This is a genomic window from Proteus sp. PR00224 (assembly GCF_016238105.1).
GTDB lineage: Bacteria > Pseudomonadota > Gammaproteobacteria > Enterobacterales > Enterobacteriaceae > Proteus.
The window spans coordinates 148,796-173,549 of sequence record NZ_JAEHQU010000007.1 but is presented as its reverse complement, the minus strand read 5'-3'; the positions used below and the strand labels follow the sequence as shown (position 1 = coordinate 173,549).

Here is a 24,754-nt window from a genome sequence, read left to right as displayed (position 1 = left end):
GCCAATGACAACCACCCTATTTAAATATTCGTGGTTATCTCGCGAAAAGCAGTTTTCTGCTTTTACGAACGGCGTCTTATTGGATTTTTGGAGCCAACGTGAAGAAGGTGAGTTTATTGGTGTTGATGGCGTCAAAATTCGTTATGTTCATTGGCGCTCACCATCGCACAATAAAGCACTGGTTATTGCTTCAGGTCGGAGTGAAAGCTATGTAAAGTATCCTGAAGTTGCGTTTGATTTCTTTCACTCAGGCTATGATGTTTTTCTTCTCGATCATCGAGGTCAAGGGCTTTCTGACCGACTTCTGGATGATACTCAAAAAGGGCATGTCGAAAAATTTAGTGATTATATTGATGATTTCTCAACTTTCGTCGATACGATTGTTTTGCCTTATCAATATAAACATTATTTTGCTTTAGCCCATTCAATGGGTGGCGCAATTTTAGCAGGCTATCTACTTCGGCAGCCTGATGTGTTTAAAGCGGCAGCGCTATGTGCGCCGATGTTTGGCATTAAATTACCTATACCTCGCTGGGTGGCTAATTTTTTAGTTAACCGAGCAGAACAAAGTCAATCTGAAAGAAATAACTATGCGGTATCAACAGGTAAATGGTTTCCACTGCCATTTATCCTTAATGTGTTAACACATAGCCATGAGCGATATCGCCGGTATTTACGTTATTATGCTGATTTTCCAGAACTACGATTAGGCGGACCGACTTATCATTGGATGGGAGAAAGTCTAAAAATGGGAGATTGGTTAATTGAACATGCGGGAGAGATTAATACCCCTCTATTAGTGCTCGAAGCAGAGCATGATAAGGTGGTAGATAATCAAGAGCTAAGGGCTTTCTGTGAACGTTATAGTCAGTCCAGAACAAGAGAAGAAAAGCAAAAATTGCCACTGGTGATTGAGGGTGCGCATCATGAAATCTTGTTCGAAATAGATAAGCTACGCTCACAAGCATTAAATGAAATCTGTGAGTTTTATGATAAGCATTTATTTTAATCAGGAATGTGTATGTATTCGATAGTCGCTTCAGATCTTGATGGCACACTGTTATCACCTAATCATGTATTAACTCCCTATACGCAAGAAACCCTGCATCTACTTATTAATAAAGGCGTGCATTTTGTATTCGCAACAGGTCGTCATCATGTTGATGTTGCTCAAATTCGTGATGGATTAGGCATTAACGCTTATATGATAACCTCTAATGGTGCACGAGTGCATAACACTCATGGCGACCTTATTTTTAGCCAAGATCTTGAGCCTGAAATTGCTTATGACTTGTCTTTGTGTGTTTTTGATCACCCTGAAATTGAAACTAATATTTACGCTGGCGACTATTGGTATGTTAATAAAGAAATGCCAGGAGCTTGTGAGTTCTTCCGAGAATCGGATTTTAATTATGAGCTGTTTTGTAAAACAGGGTTTCCGACCACCAATGTCTGTAAGGTCTTCTTCACCTCTGATGATCATGAACTGTTGCTGACACTGGAAAGTGAAATTAATCAGCGCTGGGGTGATAAGGTCAATGTGAGTTTCTCACTGCGTAATTGCTTAGAGGTGATGGCGGGTGGTGTATCTAAAGGTGAAGCTCTCGAGAAAGTGGCTAAATTGATGCAACACACTGCCAAAGATGCGATTGCGTTTGGTGATGGTATGAATGACAAAGAGATGCTACAGATAGCTGGTAAAGGTTGCATTATGGAAAATGCGCATCAGACATTAAAAGATTTACTCCCAAATATGGAAGTGATCGGAACTAATGCTGATGAAGCTGTGCCTCATTATTTACGTAAATTATACCAAGTGTGATCCTCCCTAAAAGAAAAGGCGAACAACGTGATATTGTTCGCCTTTTTTATATTCCAATGGAATAGATTAATTACAATCCACCGACTTCTCTTGGTGTTGCACGCATAGAGCTGCGGATTGTATTGCCCATCATATCCACTCTGGCTTGGAATGGTGGGAACGGTAATGGGATGCCATGCTCTGCAAAGGCTAAGAGAATATTTTGATGAATTTCATGTCTTGCTGGCATTCTGTGTCCCATCTCTGCGGCATAAACACGTAATTCAAAAATCTGAATACCTTGCTGTAAATCGACCAGATAAACCTCTGGTGCTGGGTTTTCTAAAATCATTGTAGAGCGTTTTGAGGCTTCTAATAACACATTTGTTACTTGCTCACTGTTACAGTCTGCTGGAGCAGGGATGGTCATTACGATACGAGTGACTGAATCTGAGAGTGACCAGTTAATAAATTGCTCTGTAATAAAAGCTTTGTTCGGTACGATAATTTCTTTTCTATCCCAGTCGGTTAAGGTAGTTGCCCGAGTGTTGATCTTAGAAATATTTCCAGTCAAATTCCGAATAGTGACGGTATCGCCAATACGGATTGGTTTTTCAAATAAGATCATCAAACCTGAAATGATGTTGGCAAAAATTTCTTGTAAGCCAAAACCTAATCCAACACCCATTGCCGCCACTAGCCACTGTAATTTTGACCACTCAATCCCTAATAAAGAGAAACCCACAATACTCCCAATTAAGGTGATGGTGTATTTGGTCATCGTGGTAATGGCGTAACCTGTACCCGGTGTTAAATCAAGGTGCTGTAAAATGGCCAACTCAAGTAAAGCAGGGAGATTTCGTACTAATTGGGTTGTAATAATAATGACAAGGATTGCCACTAAAATAGAACCCATCGTAATAGGTTGCACCGTGTTAACACCATTTACCGATGAGGTGACGTCCCAAAGTCGGATATTATCAACGAAAGAGAACGCGGTGTTTAATTCAGACCACAATAAGATCATCGAGACTAATGCAATCATCGTTAGAATAGAGCGAACTAAACCAATGGATTGCGCACTGATAGTATCAAGGTCTATTTCTTGAGCTTCAATTTCAAGCCCTACTGTGCTCTCACCACTGCTCCCAACAATCGTATTTTCATCTTCACCTTTTGCACGCTGAGCCAGAATTTCTGCACGCTTTTGTTTAGCTCGTTCAAAGGCTAATTTTCGGCGCTGAATAAGCATCCATCGCTGAATAATGTGGTAGATAATCAGTAGAGCAAACCAAATGGCGACAGACATTTCTAAACGACCGAGTAAGACAATCGATGTAGAAAGGTAACCTAAGACGGCGGCTAAACCTGCAATAACCGGAGCAAGCAGTAAGAACCACCATAAAATGGTATTGATAAGGTTATCGCCAGATCCATGTTTATCTAGATAAAGTGGGACGTGAGCTTTTTTAAGGCTAGAGGTAATAAAGCTTAGGGCGATACAGAGCAGTAAGAAACAGAAACGACCAACCGTTGGCGCAAATTCTCTATCGCTATAATATTCAAAGGTAACTAATGACATCATCAGCGGAACGATGACAAAAATAGAAAGCTGGTAAAAGCGCATCGCTTTTTTAACACGGCTCTCTTTCCATTTAAATTGAGCAATAAATAGACCGTTATGACGTGCAAAGGTTGCACTTATCATAAATAACCACAGCACAGGTGCTGCTGCTGTGACTCCATATCCAATCGCTCCCGCCATTGGATAACGCCATTCAACACTTTGTAAGCCATAACCTACAGCAGACCATAACAGAGGTAATGGCAACGCAATTAAAATAGACCAAAAAACCGTGCGTATCGTCAGTGAAAAGTGATCTTGTGTGACTTTACCAATACGGTTGCTGACTCTTTCAAGAAATGCGTTGTAGTGTTTTCGAGTGCGCAGACTAAAGCCCACAATAGATAAAGTGACAAATAGGAACAAAAAGGTATCTTGATTTTTAAGCATGCTGACAGCCGCATGACCTAACTGTGAAAAGGTATCTAGCGAAAGCAATCGAGTGATATCTTTGACTAATAAAACCGGATAATTAAATTTGATGGGGCTGATATCAGCAACCCAGAACATATAACGGTTTGTGGCGTCTTTTGTCTCTTTTAATGCATCCGCTAATTGTGTTGTCGCCACTTTTAGTTTTGTTAACTCAAGAATTTGAGAGTCATAACCGGATAACAACGAATTCAATAATTCATGACGTGCTTGGATAAGAGAATCAAAAATATATTGCTGAGCTTCAGGCAATTTAGAGCCATCTGCGGTTTCTGGCGGCTGGATCTTACTTAAGTTTTCCAGCATATCCTCATAGCCTAAACGCTCGACACGTAACTGAATAATATCTCTATCAAGTTCTTGTGAACGAGGCATTTCAGGTAAGCGGGAAAGCTGTGTTCTTAATGCTTCGCCTAATGCTGTTGAGCCACTTAACCACTGTGCTTGCTCTCGAATAGTGGTAAGCGTTTGGCGAACTTGTTGTGTCTGCTGGGTGGTAATGCGTTGTTTTTCTGATAACTCACTCATTTCCTGTGTTTGTTTATTCAGGATTTGAGAGAGTTCACGGTTAGTTTGGATCTGTTTTGTCAGAAACTCAGGGAGCTCACCACCTTTCTCCGCTAACATCTCTGTTTTTTCTAATGCCAGATCAGCCACTTCTTGGCGCTTTATATTTAATAAGCTACGCAATTGTTGTAGTTGCACATCAAGACGCTGATAGCGTTTTTTAAATAATTCTAAGCGAAGGCGAGCAATTTCTTGGCGGTTATTAGCCGAAAGTTGTGCCATTTCAAGCTCATTAACCATTGCTTTACGTGCGGTGACTTCAGCTTGTGTTAGCTTATTTTGTGCCTCTGTTAACGGTGTTGTTGACGCACTGGCAGCCGCGAGTCTTGCTGTTGCATCGCTGAGTAAACGGCGCGCTTCAGAAAGCTGTTGGGGTAATAAGTTTAAAGATTCGCTAATTTCTCGGCTTTTATCTTGCTCTTGTTGCTGAAGCCTTGCTTGTTCCATTAATTGGCTACTGATTTGAATAATTTTCTGTTCTAAATCAGGGATGCTAATTTTTTCTGGAATAGTAGGAACAGCATGGCTTTCTTCTAGAAGTTTAGTTCTTAGCTCTTGCGTGATTTGAGGGTAATCATCAATGGTTTTTTGATAATTATCTGCATTCGTTTGCGCTTTTTCACCATCATTAATCCAATTGATAGTGCCTTGTAGCGCCTGAACTGCCTCAATATCTTGAGGATTGGTACTTCCTTCAAGTTGTTTAATATCTTGACGTAATTTCTCTACATCCGCTGATATTGCAGATGTGCTTAACGAAAGCGTCAAAAAGAGCGAGAAGAAAAGACTGATTATCAGGCGCACAAAGGTTACTCCGAATTACGTGTTATTCACTGATGGCATTATTGTCATTACCAGCGACATTGATGATGGAACCCAATTGTTCCCCCATTAATGTAACGGAGCCATTCATAAGATCTTTATTCAGTTGAACGGTATTTTCTGGGAAAAGGTTGATGACCGTTGAGCCTAACTTAAATCGACCCATTTCTTCACCTTTTTTCAAGAATATCGCTCCTGCTTTATCCGCTTGAGGATATGTCCAACGTTTAATAATACCTTCACGAGGTGGCGTTACCATGCCACACCAAACCGTTTCAATACTACCAACAATTGTTGCACCAACTAGAATTTGTATCATTGGACCAAATTGAGTTTCAAAGAGGCAAATAATACGTTCATTACGTGCAAATAAGTTAGGGACATTAGCCGCTGTTAATGGATTAACAGAGAAGAGATCGCCTGGAACATAAATCATCTCTTTTAATAAACCATCACAAGGCATGTGAACGCGGTGGTAATCACGAGGTGAAAGATAAGTCGTAATAAACTGACCATTACGGAATTTATCTGCCAGCATAAAATTACCTGCAAGTAACGCTTCAAGGGTGTAATGATGTCCTTTGGCTTGCAGAATTTGATCGTCTTGAATAAGACCGAGTTGGCTTACTGCGCCATCAGCAGGCAATGCGAGTTGGTCATCACCTTCGATAATAGGACGAGCGCCGTCTTTTAATGCACGAATAAAGAAATCGTTGAATGAAGAATAAGCTTGGAACTGGCTATCTTTTGCTTCATTCATATCGACTTTATAGGCTTTAGCAAAGGCTTTGATCGCAAATTGGGTAATTACACCCGCTTTTTTGTTTGCAAACCAACCTGCTAGCTGTGTGAGCCATAATTTAGGCAATAAATACTGTAGTTTAATTTTTAGCTTGTCCAAAATGGCAACCTCTGGGATTGAACGATAAAAAATAGACAAAAGGGGTCTATTGTACCTACCCTTAATAGGGTTGTCAGTGAATCAATTATTAAGAGTCTAAATTAATGTTCTTACGAACTTTCACCTGACTCATACTTTCTAAAATACGATGGTAATTTTCAAAGCGCGTTTCTGAGATCTCACCGTTATTTACGGCTTCACTAATTAGGCAACCTGGATCGTCTAAGTGCTTACAATCGCGGAATTTACAACCACCAAGGTACGGTCTGAATTCAATAAACCCTTTTGTTACTTGCTCTGGCGTTAAGTGCCATAAACCAAATTCACGTACACCTGGAGAGTCAATGACATCTCCTCCTTGTGGGAAATGGTAAAGGCGTGATGCTGTTGTGGTATGCTGGCCTAAACCCGAGTTATCAGACACCTGATTAACTAGAATACTTTCTTCCATTGGTGGTAATAAGGTATTGAGTAAGCTTGATTTTCCGACCCCAGATTGCCCCGCAAAAATGGAGATACGGTCAATCAACTCTTGTGTCAATGCATCAAGACCTTCTTTGGTGTAGCTAGAGACTTCAAGAACACGATAACCAATATCTTTATAAGTTTGCATCCATTCACTGACAGTCTTACGGCTTTCCTCGTCTAACATATCGATTTTATTGAGTACAATCAGAGGCTCAACGTTTAAAGTCTCACATGCGACAAGGTAACGGTCGATAATATTTAAAGAAAGTTCAGGCAAAATAGCCGAAACGATAATAATTTGATCAATATTAGCAGCAATAGGCTTAATGCCATCATAATAGTCAGGACGAGTAAGTACTGAAGTTCGTTCGTGTACAGCTTCTACAATACCATTTACGCGGACATTTTCTTGTGTTTGTAGCGCAGGACGCCAAACAACTTTATCACCCGTTACCAGTGATGAAATTGTGCGTCGAATATTGCATCGTGTAATAGTGCCGTCAGTAGCTTCGATATCTGCATGTTGACCAAAACGGCTGATCACTAAGCCTTCGGTCGCTTCGCCTAATTGCGTATCGTCTAATTCAACGTGGTTTTTTTTCTCTTTGCTCTGCAAACGCTTTTTATGATTTTCTTGTACTCGGCGTTGCTGGCCTTTAGATAATTTACGTTTTGTCACCGATCCTCACTTGTATTATTCGGTTAGATGTTCTTCTGTCGTGCTTATTGAGTAAACGCGCTATGATAAACGCTAAAATATCATGTCTCACACTTAGAAACAGCTAGGATATATTATGTCAAAAAGCGAGAACAATCTGATCTGGATAGATCTGGAAATGACAGGTCTTGATCCTGAATGTGACCGTATCATCGAAATTGCCACTATCGTGACAGATCCTCAACTTAATATTTTAGCCGAAGGCCCTGTAATTGCAGTACACCAATCTGATGAACAATTAAGTTTAATGGATGAATGGAATACACGTACCCATACTGGTAGTGGCTTAATTGAGCGCGTAAAAAACAGTTCATATGATGACAATTCAGCACAAAAAGCGACAATTGAATTCCTAGAAAAATGGGTACCAAAAGGCGTATCACCTATCTGTGGTAATAGTGTGGGGCAAGATAGGCGTTTTCTATACCGTTACATGCCAGAGCTAGAGCAATATTTTCACTACCGTTATCTTGATGTGAGTACATTAAAAGAATTAGCACGTCGTTGGAAACCTGAAATTTTAGAAGGTTTTGAGAAAAAGAATACTCATCAGGCATTGGATGATATTCGTGAGTCCATTGCAGAGCTAGCTTATTATCGTAAAACCTTTATTAAAGAGTAAAAAGCGTGCATTCATGATTGATATTGCATCATTGTGATGATTTTATCGGCATGTAATCAAAAAAACGTATTTTTTTGTTGATAAGGGCTTGCGGTTAAGCATTTTTCTCGTATAATGCGCTTCCCGTACCGATGAAGAATTTCGTTTGTACGGGTGTAAGAAAGACGCGGGAATAGCTCAGTTGGTAGAGCACAACCTTGCCAAGGTTGGGGTCGCGAGTTCGAGTCTCGTTTCCCGCTCCAATCTTTCTTAGACAGTTATGAGTAGTGTTATGCGACGCGGGAATAGCTCAGTTGGTAGAGCACAACCTTGCCAAGGTTGGGGTCGCGAGTTCGAGTCTCGTTTCCCGCTCCAAATCTTTCACTTATAATTGTCAAAACTTACCAAATGCGGGAATAGCTCAGTTGGTAGAGCACAACCTTGCCAAGGTTGGGGTCGCGAGTTCGAGTCTCGTTTCCCGCTCCAAGTTTTTCTCTTCTAGTTTTATTCTTCTAATCAAAAATCAATACGTTATCCTAATAGTCTACGGCTAAGTAGCGCTTTCATATCTCGTCTACCATCAGTAATAACGTAAATAATAATTTGCCGAAATTTATGAATACCTAAAGTTTGTAACTCATAAGGTACAGTTGCTTTATTCGCTAGTCTAAAATATAACCAAAAAATCTTTATTTTTTCTCTCGCTTTTTTAAATATCGACTACACTGTTTTAGGGTGCAGATTAGGGAATTTTACTTAATACTCGTAAAGAGAGTGTGTTGGATTATTGTTCAAAAAAGAAAATGTCATTAATACATGTAAGATCAAGCTATTTTTTTGTGATCTATCTTTGATCTTTGCTTGCATTTCTATTTTGACAGCACTAGAATGTGCGCCTTTCCTCATTTAGAGGGGAAATTAGAGGCAAGATCATTTTTTAGGTTTTAGGCCTTTATTCTGTTAAACATGCATTGAATAGTATTTTAGAAAAAGAAAAGGGTTTCTCAGGCTTTTCTTTAAAAAAATGTGATATATATTCTACTATTCTTAAAATCTTCCCAAATCGATTTATCCACAGTGAGATGCTAATAACCACCGCATCTAAGCACTATTTATTTTTTTACTGCACAGAGTTATCCACAAGCACGTATCCTTAAGTGATAAGGATATTATTCTCTTCAACAAATTGATTGGATTTTATATCTAATTGATAACTAAGTTTATTTTAATTTTTTTAAATTTTGAGTCTTAGTTCGCTTGAATTTTTTTTTCATGTTGATAGGCAAGGGATTTTTATTTTATTCACAGAGGAAATTAATGGTTATTCGTAATGCGTTTATCCTGTTAAAAATTAAGCGTCACGAGGTAAGCCTTTAGTTATCGCCCTTACTAAGCGTTTTTGTTGTGAAGTCTGTATTTTTACTTCTTTTTCATTTCTCTTCGCTGTCTGCTGTGCAATCGCCCAGTTTAAATGTTCATCTAAAACATCACTCAATCCAAAGCGTTCTTGCAAGGCAAGTATAATTTTATCTTGATAAGGTGCATTTCCTAACGCCACGCTAATATTTCTAAGCCAACGTAAATAACCAATACGACGGATCGGCGAACCTTCAGTGATACGCAAAAATTTATCTTCATTCCATTGAAAGAGATCGAGTAATTCTGGAGTATGAAGTGCTCTTCTTGGTGAAAAATCTTCTTCGTCAGTCAGTGATGAAAAACGATTCCAAGGACAGATAAGCTGGCAATCATCACAACCATAAATGCGATTACCCATTAGAGGGCGAAATTCTTCAGGAATAGCACCATCGAGTTCGATAGTGAGATAAGAAATACAGCGACGAGCATCAATAGTATAAGGTTCAACAATGGCACCTGTCGGACAGGTTGTCATACAGGCGACACATTTACCGCATTGCTCTTCAACTGGGCTATCAATAGGTAACGGCAAATCAATCAGTAGTTCACCAAGGAAAAACCAAGAGCCTGCTTGATTATTAATAACAAGTGAGTGTTTACCAACCCAGCCAAGTCCTGCCTTAACAGCTAATGGGCGTTCCATAATAGGGGCTGAATCAACGAAAGGACGAAAGTTGACTACCCCTTGATATTCAAATTGCTGACAATATTGTGAAATTTTTTCGCCGAGTTTTTTAAGACGCTGCCTTAATACTTTGTGATAATCCCGACCAAGCGCATAACGGCTGATATAGCCTTGTTCTGGGTTATTTAAGGTTCGTGCAAAAGCCGCATCCGTGGGGAGATAATTCATTCTGACACTGATAACGCGTAATGTACCCGGAACCAGTTCATGAGGTCTGGCTCGAGTCATTCCATACTTTTCCATCCATGCCATTTCACCATGATATTGCTTATCTAACCAAGCTTGCAGGCGAGGTTCTTCAAGTGATAAGTCAGTATCACATATCCCTGTTTGTTGAAAACCTAGCTCAGAACCCCATAATTTAATGTTTTGAGCGAGAAGATTAAGATCGAGTGATGACATGAATAAACCGAATCAGTAGGTAAGAGGTGAGTCCTAAGAGCGCGCAGTGTATCATAGTGAGGCGGTAGGAAAAATCCTCGCAATAAATAGATTTATGGTATGGTTATTTGATAGTAATTTCGATAACTATTTGCCTTAAGAAAACATATAAAGCTTAGTATTTGATGTTCTCCAACGATCTCTCTTTATTAAGCCGTTATAACTTAACAATAGATTATATAAATATGAAAGAATGGGTTGTTACATTAGAAGATGAAGCGGCAACAGTTGAACTAGGGCGTACTGTTGCAATAGCGACGGATCATAGCGGATTGATCATTTATTTATATGGCGATCTTGGTGCTGGAAAAACAACCTTTAGCCGAGGCTTTTTACAAGCGCTTGGTCATCAAGGGCATGTTAAAAGCCCAACATATACATTAGTTGAGCCTTATATGCTTTCGCCAAATCCCGTTTATCATTTTGATCTCTATCGTTTAGCTTCCGCTGAAGAGCTGGAATTTATGGGAATACGCGACTATTTTGAACAAGATGCGTTATGTCTTGTTGAATGGCCATCTCAAGGCGAAGGCTTTTTACCTAACGCAGATTTAGAACTTCATTTAAGCTACGAAGATGAAGGTCGAAAAGCGCGTTTTGTTGCCCTTTCACCAAGAGGGAACACTGTTTTATCCCGTATTCAGTCTGCATAAAGGAATATTGATTATGTCGAGTCTCATCACTACTGTGAGTCAAAGTCAGCGCTATGTTGTTGCCTTTCTGTTGGTTGTTTTGTCTTTATTTTTTGTGCAAATAGCACAAGCCGCTACTGTGACAGAAGTAAAAGCAGAAAACGGTATTTCAGCAACAACCCTTACATTTACTTTTAGTGATGGGAAGCCTAGTTATCGATATTACTCATTAAAAAGTCCTGACCGTTTGGTGATGGACTTTAAACAGAGCACAAAAATCACGGGATTACCAGTAACATTAGGCAATGGGCAGTTAGTCCATAAAATTCGCTCAACGCAATCAAAAGATAGCCAATACCAAAGTATGGTCGTGGAGCTTGCTCAGCCTGTTGTGGTGACTGAAAGTTTGATGAATGTAAGTGGTGGCTATAAGTTAGTGCTTACTATCAAAGCTATGAATGCTCGACAAAATAGCAATGCCCAATCGACAGTAAGTGTTGTTGCGTTATCACCAACTGCAACTGCAACTGCAACTGCAACTGCAACTGCAACTGCAACAGCAACGACATCACATTCAAGTGCAAATACAAATCGGGAAATGGCGCCTTTAATGACTAAGCCAGTAACCGAGGTTACGCCTGTTGTTCCCATTGCAAAACCACGCACCACACCTTCAAAACCGCAAGCAGGCTCTCGCCAAATTATTATTGCGATAGATGCGGGTCATGGTGGGCAAGATCCCGGTGCGATTGGTCAGAAAGGTAATCGTGAAAAAGACGTGACGCTAAGTGTGGCAAGAAAGTTAGAAGCTCGCTTACGTAATGATCCTATGTTTAAGCCTGTTCTAACACGCAGCGGCGATTATTTTATCTCAGTTGCGGGGCGTTCTGAAGTCGCCCGTAAGCAAAGTGCAAATATGTTAGTGTCTATTCATGCAGACTCAGCACCCAATCGTAGTGCAAGAGGCGCTTCTGTATGGGTGCTTTCTAATCGTCGTGCAAACAGTGAATTAGGTAAGTGGCTTGAGCAAAGCGAGAAACAATCTGAATTACTCGGTGGTGCTGGTGATGCATTAGACGGGGCTGATCCTTATTTAAGCCAAACAGTACTCGATTTACAGTTTGGTAATTCACAGCGAGTGGGTTATGACGTTGCCGTTGCTGTATTGTCTGAACTAAGAAAAGTGGGTTCACTACATAAGAAAACACCAGAGCATGCAAGCTTAGGTGTTTTACGTTCACCCGATATCCCTTCAATTTTAGTTGAAACAGGCTTTATCAGTCATGCGTCAGAAGAGCAATTACTGATTTCTGATGCTTATCAAGAGAAACTTGCGGCATCTATTCACGCTGGTTTAAGAAATTATTTTCTGGCTCACCCTTTACAAAACGCGCCTAATTGATTGAGTAGAATGGAATAAAGGTAATGGCGATAAATTTATTACCTCCTCAGCTTGCAAACCAAATTGCCGCAGGGGAAGTTGTTGAAAGACCCGCCTCTGTTGTTAAAGAGTTGCTGGAAAATAGTTTAGACGCAGGCGCGACCTCAATTGATATTGATATCGATAAAGGTGGCGCCAAGCTAATTCGCATTCGTGATAATGGATGCGGTATCAATCGTGATGATTTGAAGTTAGCACTTGCTCGCCATGCAACTAGCAAAATATCAAGTCTTGATGATCTCGAAGCCATAATGAGTATGGGTTTTCGTGGAGAAGCATTAGCGAGCATTAGCTCAGTTTCTCGTTTAACGCTGACATCGCGTACTCAAGATCAAGAAGAGGCATGGCAAGCTTACGCCGAAGGCCGAGATATGGCTGTGACGGTTAAGCCTGCGGCTCATCCCGTAGGAAGTACGGTTGAAGTCCTTGATCTGTTTTATAACACGCCAGCAAGGCGTAAGTTTTTACGTACTGAAAAAACAGAGTTTGCACATATTGATGAAGTGGTGCGCCGCATTGCGTTATCGCGCTTTGATGTCTCCATCAATCTTACTCATAACGGTAAACGTGTTCGGCAATACCGTGCAGTGAAAGATGAAAGTCAGCAAAATCGCCGTTTGAGTGCGATTTGTGGTAATAATTTTGTCAACCAATCAATGCAGTTATCGTGGGAACATGGTGATTTAGCGATAAAAGGTTGGGTAGAACATCCTTTATCACCTGTGCAAAGTAGTGAAATTCAGTATTGTTATGTGAATGGACGAATGATGCGTGATAGATTGATTAATCATGCTATTCGTCAAGCCTATGATGGGTATTTACAAGGAGAGCAGCAACCCTCTTACATCTTGTATTTAAGCGTTGATCCTCACCAAGTTGATGTTAACGTCCATCCTGCTAAACATGAAGTTCGCTTCCATGAGTCTCGTTTGGTTCATGATTTTATCTATCAAGGTGTGCTGAGTGTTTTACGACAAGCAACGCAAGAGTCTTTATCACTCACTTCAGATGATGAAGAAGAACACGAAACAGCGTTAAACTTTCCTGAAAATCGTCAAGTTGCGGGTGAAAACGTATTTTCTCAGCCTTATCAAGCACCCGTAGCTCAAACTCCGAAAAATACATCATCATCACACCAATTCAGTGAACGAGAGCACAACAATAACTCACCTCAAAAGCAAGCCTCTCAATTTGGAGATCGTCGTCAGTTTGGTGAGAGCTATCAACGGACACAAGGCGCGCTTTATCAAAAAATGATGCAAGAAAGTATCTCTACATCAAAAGATAAAGAGAAAATACCACTATTTCCTGACCGTGCCCCATTGAATTTAGGTGAAATCGTTCATACAACTAATAATATCGAAGAAGATACTATTTCGGTGATGCCTCGTTCTGTCAATGCGAAAGATGGACGAACTGATTATACTTTTGGGCGAGTATTGGCAATTTATCAGCACAAATATGCGTTAATAGAATCTTCACAAGGTCTTGGGTTGTTATCATTGGAAGAAGCAGATTTTCTGTTAAAATGTGCGCAATTACTGCCTAAAGATGAAACATTGAAGCCACAACCTTTGCTAGTGCCTTTAAAGTTGGCATTGAGTAAAGAGGAGATTAGCGTATTCAATCAGTTTCAATCGCTAATCAGTCATTTCGGGATCGTTATCGAAATTTCTCACGGTAAAGCAACAATACATGCTGTGTCGTTACCTTTGCGCCAGCAAAATTTACCTGTGTTACTGACAGCATTATTAGCCTATTTGTCAGCAGAGCAATCTTGTACCGAGCAACAACTTGGACAGTGGTTTGCAAAACAATTAGGTGCAGAGCAAGCACAGTGGTCGCAAGCTCAAGCAGTAGGACTATTGGCTGATATTGAAAGACTTTGTCCGCAATATGTCAGACGGCCAGCAAAAAACTTATTACAATTAATAGAATTACAACCGGTGGTAGCGGCATTAAATAATGAGCGAAGTAAACACGCAAATAAAACCTAAAGCAATTTTCCTAATGGGGCCTACAGCGTCAGGTAAAACGGCATTAGCAATTGCACTAAGACAAAAGTTGCCTGTAGATATTATTAGTGTGGACTCTGCGCTTATCTATCGTGGTATGGATATTGGTACTGCAAAGCCAGATGCGACAGAGCAATCGCTTGCGCCACATCGATTAATTGATATTCTAGACCCCGCATTACCCTATTCCGCAGCTGATTTTCGACGTGATGCATTAAATGCCATGGAAGAAATTACCGCAGCTGGGCGAATTCCACTATTAGTGGGCGGGACTATGCTATATTTTAAAGCGTTACTTGAAGGTCTATCGCCTTTACCCAGTGCAAATCCTGATGTTCGTGCTGAAATAGAGAAAAAAGCAGCAGAACAAGGGTGGGAGGCAATACATAAAGAGTTAGCATTAGTTGATCCTGTTGCAGCACAACGGATCCATCCTAATGATCCTCAACGACTTTCTCGTGCACTAGAAGTTTACCTGATTTCAGGTAAGACAATGACAGAATTGACAAAAATATCAGGCGAGTCTTTGCCCTATGATGTTTATCAATTTGCGATTGCTCCGAAAGATAGAAATGTTCTTCACCAACGCATTGAAGCTCGTTTTAAACAGATGTTAACGTGTGGATTTGAAGATGAAGTAAAATCATTATATGAACGGGGCGATCTGCATGAAGATTTACCTTCTGTACGTTGTGTCGGTTATCGCCAGATGTGGTCATATTTATCTGGCGAAATAGATTATGATGAGATGGTTTATCGAGGGATCTGCGCTACCCGGCAATTAGCGAAGCGACAAATCACCTGGTTAAGAGGTTGGAATGACATTCACTGGCTTGATAGTGAAGATCCAAAACAATCTCTTGACACTGTTTTGCAGGTAGTTAGTGCATAGATGGTAGGTTTGTGTAAAATTGATAGTTGCCAAAGCGCAATTTTTGAGTAGTTCATTTTTCGAACCAATTGGGTTCTAATATAAAACAACAAAATAAGGAAAACATAGAATGGCTAAGGGGCAATCTTTGCAAGATCCTTTCCTGAACGCATTACGTCGTGAAAGGGTTCCCGTTTCTATCTATTTGGTAAACGGCATTAAATTGCAGGGTCAGATCGAATCTTTTGACCAATTTGTTATTTTGCTGAAAAACACAGTAAGTCAGATGGTATACAAACATGCTATCTCTACCGTGGTACCTTCGCGTCCTGTTTCTCATCATAGCAATACAGGCTCGAACCAAACTGGTACAGGCTACAATGGTGGCGCTGCTCAGCAGGATGATGTTGCAGAGTAATAATTCAATATTATTCTTGATATAAGAAAAACATAGGTAGGGAGACTTTACCTATGTTTTTTCCTGTTTTTATAAAGTCCAAGAGGTTTCGCCTTTGTTTGATCGTTATGAAGGTGGCGAATTAGCCGTTTTAGTGCACGTCTTCTTTTCTCAAGAAAAGAACGTTGATGATTTGCAAGAATTTGAATCTTTGGTGACATCTGCGGGTGTTAAACCGGTTCAGATTATTACAGGAAATCGTAAAGCACCTCATCCTAAATATTATGTGGGTGAAGGTAAGGCAGAAGAAATTGCCGAGGCTGTAAAAGCAAGTGGTGCAGATGTTGTTTTATTTAATCATGCACTGACACCTGCACAAGAGCGAAATCTGGAGAGACTTTGTGAATGCCGTGTGGTTGATCGCACGGGAGTTATCCTTGATATCTTTGCTCAAAGAGCAAGAACTCATGAAGGAAAGCTACAGGTAGAACTCGCCCAGTTACGTCACTTATCAACCCGTTTAGTCAGAGGGTGGACTCACCTTGAAAGACAAAAAGGGGGGATCGGGTTACGAGGACCAGGCGAAACTCAGCTAGAAACAGACCGCCGCTTACTCCGAGGTAAAATTAGTCAAATTCTAATGCGATTGGGTAGGGTTGAGCGTCAGCGTGAACAAGGACGGCAAGCGCGGAGTAAAGCTGATATTCCAACATTATCCCTTGTTGGTTACACGAATGCAGGGAAATCGAGTTTATTTAATCACATTACCTGTTCTGATGTGTATGCAGCAGATCAGCTCTTTGCAACATTAGATCCGACACTAAGACGTATTCAAGTTGATGATGTGGGAACCGTTGTATTAGCCGATACTGTTGGATTTATTCGACATTTACCTCACGATCTTGTTGCTGCTTTTAAAGCGACTTTGCAAGAAACACGAGAAGCGACCTTACTTCTTCATGTTATTGATGCAGCAGATAGCCGTTTTGAGGAAAATATTCATGCCGTTGAAAGTGTATTAGAAGAGATTGATGCTCAAGAAATACCAACACTGCATGTTATGAACAAAATTGATCTTCTTGAAGACTTCACTCCAAGAATTGATCGAAATGAAGAAAACTTACCCGTTAGGGTTTGGGTTTCTGCACAAACAGGCGAAGGTATTCCTCTGTTGTATCAGGCGTTGACAGAACGTCTTTCAGGTGAGATCGCACACTTTGAATTACGTTTACCGCCAGAAAATACAGGGCGCTTACGTAGTCGTTTTTATCAATTACAGTCGATAGAACGTGAATGGATTGAAAAAGACGGTAAAGTTGGGCTAATCATACGTATGCCTATGGTAGACTGGCGCCGCCTTTGCAAGCAGGAACCAAATTTATTGGATTACGTGGTCTGAAACTCGGCCATAATAATGAACATTAACTGAGAGCTGGCGACGAAATCGGCTCTTAAGCCTGATAAATCTAATCATAATAATGGAGCTAGAACATGGCGTGGAATCAGCCCGGTAACAACGGACAAGACCGCGACCCGTGGGGTAACCGAAACAGCGGCAATAATAATGGCGATGGCAACGGTAACTCTAACGGCAATCAAGGAGGTCGGAATCGCGGAGCATCAGATCTCGATGATATGTTCCGTAAACTGAGTGAAAAGCTTGGTGGTTTCGGCGGTAAAAAAGGTGGAAACTCCTCTTCTGGGCAAAATGGCGGTCCTCGTAGTAATGCTGGAAATCTTTTGATTTCTCTTGCATTAGGTGCGGTAGTCGTGGTTTGGGCTGCAAGTGGTTTTTATACCATCAAAGAGGCAGAACAAGGCGTAGTGACTCGTTTTGGTAAATTTTACCAAATCGTTGAACCTGGTCTGAACTGGAAACCGACTTTCATTGATGAAGTTCAGCCTGTTAACGTAAAAACTATCCGTGATTTAACTACGGGTGGCATGATGTTAACGTCAGATGAAAACATGGTTCAAGTTGAGATAAACGTGCAGTATGTTGTCTCCGATCCAGAAACATTCCTGTTTAACCTGACAACACCAATTAACAGCTTAGGTCAGGCAACTGACAGCGCAGTACGTGGCGTTATTGGTCGTTCAGAAATGGAAAAAATTCTGACTTCTAACCGTTCAGAAATTCGTGACCAAACACGTCAAGAATTAGAAGAGACTATCCGTCCTTATAACATGGGTATCTCGATTGTGGACGTCAACTTCCAAGTTGCTCGCCCACCAGAAGCGGTAAAAGCGGCATTCGATGACGTAATCGCTGCCCGTGAAGAAGAACAAAAAACAATTCGTCAAGCTGAAGCGTATAAAAACGAAGTGTTACCGTTAGCAAAAGGTAACGCGCAACGTATGATTGAAGAAGCGACGGCTTATAAAACCAGTGTGGTGATGAAAGCAGAAGGTGAGGTAGCAAGCTTTGCTAAAATCTTACCTGAATATCGTGCTGCTCCTGAAATTACTCGCGAGCGTCTTTACATTGAAACGATGGAAAAAGTGCTATCAAAAACACGTAAAGTTATCGCTAATGATAAAGGTAACAGCATGTTAGTGCTGCCTTTAGAGCAAATGTTACGTCAGCAACCTCAATCTACACCATCGAATACGTTTGAGGCGCCAGCTCGTGTAACGGCACCTGCTCCAGCTGCAAATCCAGCACCGACACAAAAACCAGCGACAACGACTTATGGTAATGGTGGATATGGTAGTAATAATGGCGGTTATGGTCAGCCTTACGGCAATAATCAAGGAGGACAATAATCATGCGTAAAGTTATCGCTGTTGTTGCAGTTATTATTTTAGCGTTGTTGTACTCTTCTGTATTTGTCGTTCAACAGTATGAGCGTGGTATTATTTTACGCTTTGCGAAAGTTGTACGTGATGCTGAAAATAAACCTGTTGTTTATGAACCTGGTCTTCACTTTAAAATTCCATTTATTGAGAATGTGAAAAAACTGGATGCGCGTATTCAAACTATGAATATCCAGCAAGACCGTTTCTTATCAGGCGAGAATAAAGACTTATTAGTCGACTCTTATCTGAAATGGCGTATCAGTGATTTCAGCACCTACTATCTGGCAACAGGTGGTGGTAATACAACGCAAGCGGAAACATTACTGCGTCGTAAATTCAGTGACCGCTTACGTTCTGAGATTGGTCGTATGAGCGTAAACCAAATTATTACGGATTCTCGTGGTCGTTTAACCATTGATGTTCGTAATGCACTGAATGAAGGTACTCCATCTCGTGATTCAAGTGCTGCTGATGATGCGATTGCCATTGCTGCGAAGAAAGTAGCTGAAGAAACCAAAGGTCAAGCGCCTGCTATCAATATGAACAGTATGGCGGCTTTAGGTATTGAAGTGATTGACGTTCGAATCAAGCAAATCAACTTACCTATGGAAGTTTCTGAGGCGATTTATCAGCGTATGCGTGCAGAGCGTGAAGCCGTTGCTCGTCGTCACCGCTCACAAGGTCAAGAGCAAGCTGTGAAAATTCGCGCAGCTGCGGATAAGACCGTAACAGAGACACTTGCTGAATCTGAGCGTGAATCATTACGTCTTCGCGGTGAAGGTGATGCTCAAGCGACTAAACTGTTTGCTGATGCGTTCAACCAAGATCCAGACTTCTATGCCTTCATTCGTAGCTTACGTGCTTATGAAAAGAGCTTTAACCAAGATGGCAATGACGTCATGGTGTTAAGCCCAGATAGCGATTTCTTACGCTATATGAAAGCACCAACAAAAGCGCGAGCGATTGAAGAGTAATTTCCAAACGTATTAAACCGTTTGAGTAAATAATAAAATCCTCCACCTTAAAAAGTGGGGGATTTTTTTTGATATCAATAAGATAAAGCGAGTAATCTAGCTAAGAAATAAATAATTGTGCATAAAAAGATGAAAATTTACGCTTAATGGTTTCCAAAATGGTTTTAGCTGGGATAGTATAAAGTGAAAATTGCATTTCAAGATAAACCTTCGGCAATTCCGAAGCGTCTTCTTCGCCATTTTCACTTTTATGTCACTCTGCTTCCTGTTTTTGCGATCAAAACTGTTGATAAAATTCACAATACGTTTGTGATGCGGATTTTTCGGGCAAAAATATTGACAATGGCAAGGTAATCTATTGCTTAAAAGCGGGGATGACATAATTAGATAAAATCTACTGTAACTCTTGAATTGAGATGGTAGAATCCTTTTTTAAGCAACCGAGTGTATTTTGAAATGAGTAATAACGTTGTCGTATTGGGCACCCAGTGGGGTGACGAAGGCAAAGGCAAGATAGTCGATTTGCTGACAGAACGCGCTAAATATGTTGTTCGCTACCAAGGTGGCCATAACGCAGGCCACACTCTAGTCATCGACGGTGAAAAAACCGTTCTTCATTTAATCCCATCAGGCATTCTCCGTGAAAATGTTGTTAGCATCATAGCAAACGGTGTCGTTTTATCGCCAGAAGCCCTGATGAAGGAAATGACTCAACTTGAAGATCGTGGCATTCCTGTTCGTTCTCGTTTACTTCTGTCTGAAGCTTGCCCATTAATCCTTCCTTATCACATCGCATTAGACAATGCGCGTGAAAAAGCGCGTGGCGAAAAAGCTATCGGTACAACAGGTCGTGGTATCGGTCCTGCTTACGAAGATAAAGTTGCTCGTCGCGGTTTACGTGTTGGCGATCTGTTTGATAAAAAAGCGTTTGCACAAAAACTCAAAGAAATCATCGAATACCATAACTTCCAACTGGTGAACTACTACAAAGTTGAACCTGTTGATTACCAAAAAACCTTAGACGATATCATGGCAATCGCTGATATTCTGACAGGTATGGTTGTTGATGTTTCAGACTTACTGTACAAAGCAACACAAAACGGTGAGTTAGTGATGTTTGAAGGTGCACAAGGTACTTTATTAGACATCGACCACGGTACTTATCCGTATGTAACCTCTTCAAACACAACCGCTGGTGGTGTGGCAACAGGTTCAGGTTTAGGCCCTCGCTATGTTGGTTACGTATTAGGGATCATCAAAGCTTACTCTACTCGTGTAGGTGCAGGTCCATTCCCAACTGAATTGTTTGATGAAGTGGGTGACTTCTTACGTGAGAAAGGCCAAGAATTTGGTGCAACTACAGGCCGTAGCCGTCGTACTGGCTGGTTAGATATCATCGCTATTCGTCGCGCTGTTCAAATCAACTCACTGTCTGGTTTCTGTATGACTAAACTGGATGTGTTAGATGGTCTGAAAGAAGTGAAACTGTGTGTTGGTTATCGTTTACCAAATGGTGAAGTGATTGATACAACACCTTTAGCAGCTGATGATTGGGAAGGTATCGAGCCTATCTACGAATCAATGCCAGGTTGGAACGAAAGTACTTTTGGTGTGAAAGATCATGCTCAACTGCCACAAGCAGCGCTGAACTACATCAAACGTGTAGAAGAACTGACAGGTGTTCCTGTTGATATCGTTTCTACTGGTCCAGACCGTTCAGAAACCATCATTCTCCGTCATCCATTTGATGCATAATTTGCATTAAATTGGTTTGATGTGAACATCGTCCCTGAAAATGACAGGGGCGATTTTTTCGTATCTGTTTGTTGGTTAAATTGAGATAAAAATACGTGTTACACATAAGATAAGACAGCTTTACACTCGGTTTTGCTTCTGTTCTATCAGTAACGCGTAAAAAACAGTAAGACAATGTTATTGTTGTAATATCAGAAATAAGAAAGCGATCTGTTGAAAATCGACAGTATCGCTTTTTCTTTGTCTGTGATATCGCTATTATTTTGTTAATAGTCAAGTGAGAGACGGAAATAACTCACTTTTGAGCATATCTTTGCTAAATGTCCAAAAATTAAACATAATATTGCTTAATAAAATGATATTCTCATTAATAATTACTGATCCCTTAACGACTTTAATAGGGAAAACCACTTTTCAGAGGTCATTGTGCAATTAACCAGTTTTACAGATTATGGATTGCGGGCATTGATATATATGGCTTCACTGCCAGAAGGCAAAATGACGAGTATCACTGAAGTGACACAAGTCTATGGTGTCTCGCGTAACCATATGGTGAAAATTATTAATCAACTTAGCCATTTAGGTTTTGTTGAGGCTATTCGCGGTAAAAATGGAGGGATCCGTTTAGGCAAGCCTGCAACAAACATCATCGTGGGTGAGGTTGTTCGTGCTTTAGAGCCACTTTCATTAGTAAACTGTAGTGCTGAGTTTTGCCACATTACCCCAGCTTGTCGACTAAAACTGGTGTTAAATCAGGCAATTGAGCAGTTTTTGAAAGAGTTAGACCGTCACACACTCGCCGAGCTAGTTGAAAATAATAGCTCCTTATATAAATTGTTATTAGAAGATGTTTGAGTCTACTATTTCATCAAATCTGATAGCTTGGAGGTCATAATGTCAAAAGATCCTTTTCAGGATAGAGAAGCAGAGAAATACGCCTCTCCAATTGCTAGTCGCGAATATATTTTAGAAGAAATGAAAAAACGCACGGCACCAATGAGTCGTGAAGATTTAGCACAGGCGTTAAAAATTTCTGGTGAAGAAGACTTAGAAGCGTTGCGTCGCCGTTTAAGAGCAATGGAACGTGATGGCCAATTAGTTTTTACCCGTCGCCAATGCTACGCATTACCTGAACGCCTTGATTTGTGGAAAGGCAAGGTAATCGGTCACCGAGATGGTTATGGTTTTTTACGTGCAGAAGGTCAAAAAGATGACCTCTATCTTTCACAAGATGAAATGAAAAAAACTATGCATGGCGATGTGATCCTTGCTCAACCTTTAGGTATGGATAGAAAAGGTCGCCGTGAAGGTCGTGTTGTTCGTGTTATTGAACCACGAAATAACCAAATTGTAGGTCGCTATTTTATTGAGTCAGGTATGGGATTTGTTGTACCTGATGATAGCCGTTTAAGCTTTGATATTCTTATTCCTAAAGAAGATATCATGGGCGCACGAATGGGAAATGTGGTTGTTGTTGAAATCACAACAAGACCTACTCGTCGCACTCAAGCAGTAGGACGTATCGTTGAGATCCTAGGCGAAACGATGGGAACAGGTATTGCAGTAGAAATCGCCCTGCGTACTCATGAGATCCCTTATACATGGCCTGAAAAAGTTACAAAAGAAGTTGCTGATTTAAAAGAAGAAGTTCCAGAATCAGCTAAGCAAGGACGTGTTGATTTACGCAAATTACCATTAATTACCATTGATGGTGAAGATGCACGAGATTTTGACGATGCGGTTTATTGTGAACGTAAGAAAGGCGGTGGCTGGCGTTTATGGGTCGCAATTGCGGATGTGAGCTATTATGTGCGTCCACAAACGGCATTAGATACAGAAGCGCGTAGCCGAGGAAACTCTGTTTATTTTCCTTCTCAAGTAGTGCCGATGTTGCCAGAAGTTCTGTCTAATGGATTGTGTTCATTAAATCCACAAGTTGACCGCTTATGTATGGTTTGCGAGATGACGATTTCTGAACAAGGGCGTCTTTCTTCTTATAAATTCTATGAAGCAGTCATGAGTTCTCATGCACGAATGACTTACACCAAAGTGTGGAAAATCATTCAAGGTGATGAGGAACTGCGTGAACACTATAAACCTATCGTTCAAGATATTGAGCATCTATATGAATTGTATCAAGTGCTAGATAAAGCGCGTGAGCAACGTGGTGCGATTGGTTTTGAATCAGAAGAAGCGAAGTTTATCTTTAATGCAGAGCGTCGTATTGAGCGTATTGAGCCAGTGGTTCGTAATGATGCACACAAATTGATTGAAGAGTGCATGATCCTTGCTAATATCGCAGCCGCTCGCTTTGTTGAGAAAAATGAAGAACCTGCACTTTATCGTATTCATGATAAGCCCAAAGAAGAGAGCGTCCTGAATTTGCGTTCAGTCTTTAATGAATTAGGGTTAACGTTGCCAGGAGGCTTAACGCCAGAGCCAGCAGACTACGCGCGTGTTATGAAAGAGGTTGAAGAGCGCCCTGATCGTGAAATGCTGCAAACCATGATCTTACGTTCTATGAAGCAAGCGATTTACGATCCTGAAAATCGTGGACACTTTGGTTTAGCATTGAAATCTTATGCTCACTTTACCTCGCCAATTCGTCGTTATCCTGACTTAGCCTTGCATCGTGCAATTAAATATCAAATTGCGAAACAAGCAGGTCACGGTTCACAGCGTTGGACACCAACAGGTGGCTACCATAGTGATATGGACACCATGTTGCAATTAGGCGAGCACTGCTCTTTAACGGAGCGCCGTGCTGATGAAGCAACACGAGATGTCGCTGATTGGCTGAAATGTGACTTTATGCTGGATCAAATTGGTCAACAATTTACAGGTATTATCACCAGCGTAACGGGCTTTGGTTTCTTTGTCCGCTTAAACGATCTGTTTATCGATGGTTTGGTGCATGTTTCCACATTAAATAATGATTACTATCAATATGACAATGTTGGTCAGCGCTTGATTGGTGAGTCTTCAGGGCAAGTTTATCGCCTTGGTGATGAAGTGGAAGTGAAAGTGGAAGCAGTGAGTATGGATGAACGTACTATTGACTTCTCTTTAATTTCAACAACACGTACCGCGCGTAATCCGGGTAAAACAGCCCGTGTTCGTGGCCTAAAAGGTGAAAAAGACAAGAAAAACGCAAGTTCTAGTAAGTCTCGTCGTCGTGATGCAAGCAAAGACAAAAACTTTGAGCCAGATAGTGCTTTCAAAAAAGGCAAATCATCAGGTCGAGGTAATGCGAGCAAAGACAAAGCTGTAAAAGACCAAGTTGCGAAAGATAAAGCAAGTAGCAAACGTAAGAAAGCATCATCACAAACCAAAAAGATAGAGGCAAAACTTAAAGCTAAACGCGCAGCCAAACGCGATAACGCATAAAGTT

At 40.8% G+C, this 24,754-nt stretch carries 18 protein-coding genes and 3 tRNA genes; 17 read left to right on the top strand and 4 right to left on the bottom strand.

All coding sequences use genetic code 11. The features are described 5' to 3' along the window. Window positions 1-4: 4 nt before the first annotated feature. Together pldB and yigL are read left to right on the top strand one after the other, a co-directional pair. Window positions 5-1,009: a lysophospholipase L2 gene (gene pldB / locus JEP71_RS13275; protein ID WP_198620238.1), complete on the top strand. Its 1,005-nt coding sequence runs from the start codon at window positions 5-7 to the stop codon at window positions 1,007-1,009. 12 nt (window positions 1,010-1,021) lie between these two features. After that, window positions 1,022-1,822, top strand: coding sequence for a sugar/pyridoxal phosphate phosphatase YigL (yigL, locus tag JEP71_RS13270; RefSeq protein ID WP_198626366.1), 801 nt, complete (start codon window positions 1,022-1,024; stop codon window positions 1,820-1,822). 70 nt (window positions 1,823-1,892) lie between these two features. Here yigL and mscM read toward each other — a convergent pair whose 3' ends face one another. The 3 genes from mscM to rsgA form a co-directional block, all read right to left on the bottom strand. Next, complete coding sequence (gene mscM / locus JEP71_RS13265) at window positions 1,893-5,228, bottom strand: miniconductance mechanosensitive channel MscM (protein WP_198620237.1); 3,336 nt, start codon at window positions 5,226-5,228, stop codon at window positions 1,893-1,895. 22 nt (window positions 5,229-5,250) lie between these two features. Beyond that, window positions 5,251-6,147 carry an archaetidylserine decarboxylase gene (gene asd / locus JEP71_RS13260; RefSeq protein WP_151436684.1) on the bottom strand — a complete coding sequence of 299 codons (897 nt, stop codon included), beginning with the start codon at window positions 6,145-6,147 and terminating at the stop codon, window positions 5,251-5,253. Window positions 6,148-6,235: 88 nt separating this feature from the next. Then, entirely contained in the window at window positions 6,236-7,294 is a 1,059-nt protein-coding gene (gene rsgA, locus JEP71_RS13255) for a small ribosomal subunit biogenesis GTPase RsgA (protein WP_198626365.1), read from the bottom strand. Window positions 7,295-7,409: 115 nt separating this feature from the next. Between rsgA and orn the strand changes: the two genes are divergently transcribed. From orn to JEP71_RS13235, 4 genes are all read left to right on the top strand, one after another. Continuing rightward, window positions 7,410-7,955, top strand: coding sequence for an oligoribonuclease (orn, locus tag JEP71_RS13250; protein WP_198626364.1), 546 nt, complete (start codon window positions 7,410-7,412; stop codon window positions 7,953-7,955). Window positions 7,956-8,121: 166 nt separating this feature from the next. Beyond that, a tRNA-Gly gene (locus JEP71_RS13245) sits at window positions 8,122-8,197 on the top strand. Window positions 8,198-8,233: 36 nt separating this feature from the next. After that, window positions 8,234-8,309: transfer RNA gene (locus JEP71_RS13240), tRNA-Gly, on the top strand. Between the two features lie 35 nt (window positions 8,310-8,344). Further along, a tRNA-Gly gene (locus JEP71_RS13235) sits at window positions 8,345-8,420 on the top strand. 865 nt (window positions 8,421-9,285) lie between these two features. On the opposite strand, the gene queG is transcribed toward JEP71_RS13235, so the two are convergent. Beyond that, entirely contained in the window at window positions 9,286-10,440 is a 1,155-nt protein-coding gene (queG, locus tag JEP71_RS13230) for a tRNA epoxyqueuosine(34) reductase QueG (RefSeq protein ID WP_109372709.1), read from the bottom strand. Between the two features lie 224 nt (window positions 10,441-10,664). Between queG and tsaE the strand changes: the two genes are divergently transcribed. From tsaE to rnr, 11 genes are all read left to right on the top strand, one after another. Beyond that, on the top strand, window positions 10,665-11,132 hold the full coding sequence (gene tsaE / locus JEP71_RS13225) for a tRNA (adenosine(37)-N6)-threonylcarbamoyltransferase complex ATPase subunit type 1 TsaE (protein ID WP_198620234.1): 468 nt from the start codon (window positions 10,665-10,667) through the stop codon (window positions 11,130-11,132). Between the two features lie 13 nt (window positions 11,133-11,145). Beyond that, on the top strand, window positions 11,146-12,513 hold the full coding sequence (locus JEP71_RS13220; RefSeq protein WP_198626363.1) for an N-acetylmuramoyl-L-alanine amidase: 1,368 nt from the start codon (window positions 11,146-11,148) through the stop codon (window positions 12,511-12,513). Between the two features lie 23 nt (window positions 12,514-12,536). Next, window positions 12,537-14,549, top strand: coding sequence for a DNA mismatch repair endonuclease MutL (mutL, locus tag JEP71_RS13215; protein WP_198626362.1), 2,013 nt, complete (start codon window positions 12,537-12,539; stop codon window positions 14,547-14,549). After that, on the top strand, window positions 14,518-15,459 hold the full coding sequence (gene miaA, locus JEP71_RS13210; protein ID WP_196533568.1) for a tRNA (adenosine(37)-N6)-dimethylallyltransferase MiaA: 942 nt from the start codon (window positions 14,518-14,520) through the stop codon (window positions 15,457-15,459). The genes mutL and miaA overlap by 32 nt, the downstream gene beginning before the upstream one ends. A gap of 109 nt (window positions 15,460-15,568) precedes the next feature. After that, on the top strand, window positions 15,569-15,856 hold the full coding sequence (hfq, locus tag JEP71_RS13205) for an RNA chaperone Hfq (protein WP_198626361.1): 288 nt from the start codon (window positions 15,569-15,571) through the stop codon (window positions 15,854-15,856). Window positions 15,857-15,950: 94 nt separating this feature from the next. Next, window positions 15,951-17,234, top strand: a complete 1,284-nt coding sequence (gene hflX, locus JEP71_RS13200; protein ID WP_088495974.1) for a ribosome rescue GTPase HflX — start codon at window positions 15,951-15,953, stop codon at window positions 17,232-17,234. A 92-nt stretch (window positions 17,235-17,326) separates the two neighbouring features. Beyond that, window positions 17,327-18,601 carry an FtsH protease activity modulator HflK gene (gene hflK / locus JEP71_RS13195; RefSeq protein ID WP_198620231.1) on the top strand — a complete coding sequence of 425 codons (1,275 nt, stop codon included), beginning with the start codon at window positions 17,327-17,329 and terminating at the stop codon, window positions 18,599-18,601. 2 nt (window positions 18,602-18,603) lie between these two features. After that, a complete protein-coding gene (hflC, locus tag JEP71_RS13190; protein ID WP_075672791.1) occupies window positions 18,604-19,608 on the top strand; it encodes a protease modulator HflC in 1,005 nt (334 codons plus the stop codon). Window positions 19,609-20,064: 456 nt separating this feature from the next. After that, window positions 20,065-21,363 carry an adenylosuccinate synthase gene (locus tag JEP71_RS13185; RefSeq protein WP_099076371.1) on the top strand — a complete coding sequence of 433 codons (1,299 nt, stop codon included), beginning with the start codon at window positions 20,065-20,067 and terminating at the stop codon, window positions 21,361-21,363. A gap of 426 nt (window positions 21,364-21,789) precedes the next feature. After that, window positions 21,790-22,218, top strand: coding sequence for a nitric oxide-sensing transcriptional repressor NsrR (nsrR, locus tag JEP71_RS13180; RefSeq protein WP_109372704.1), 429 nt, complete (start codon window positions 21,790-21,792; stop codon window positions 22,216-22,218). A gap of 39 nt (window positions 22,219-22,257) precedes the next feature. Next, window positions 22,258-24,750 carry a ribonuclease R gene (gene rnr, locus JEP71_RS13175; protein ID WP_198620230.1) on the top strand — a complete coding sequence of 831 codons (2,493 nt, stop codon included), beginning with the start codon at window positions 22,258-22,260 and terminating at the stop codon, window positions 24,748-24,750. Window positions 24,751-24,754: the final 4 nt, after the last annotated feature.